Annotated in this window: 1 pseudogene; it reads left to right on the top strand. The window is 69.3% G+C overall.

Annotated elements, in window-relative coordinates:
* Nucleotides 1–218 (top strand): annotated as a pseudogene (locus tag EXE44_RS19780) (heme ABC transporter ATP-binding protein); the annotation flags it as partial.

Below are 218 nucleotides of genomic sequence, written 5' to 3' on the forward strand. Positions count from 1 at the left end.
GTCCGGAGACGTCCGCTACCGCGGCGAACCGATGGCGGGGAAGACCCGCCGCGACCGGATCGACCGCGGGATGGCGTTCATTCCCGAGGACCGGCAGGAGCGGGGCCTCGTGATGTCCTACGATCTCACCGAAAACGCCATTCTCGGAAGCCAACACGACCCCCCGTTCGCCGAGAGGGGTCGGATCGACTGGCGGGCGTCCCGGGACCACGCCGAGT

Origin of the sequence: Halorubrum sp. SS7, assembly GCF_005435055.1 — an archaeon.
Lineage (GTDB): Archaea > Halobacteriota > Halobacteria > Halobacteriales > Haloferacaceae > Halorubrum > Halorubrum salinarum.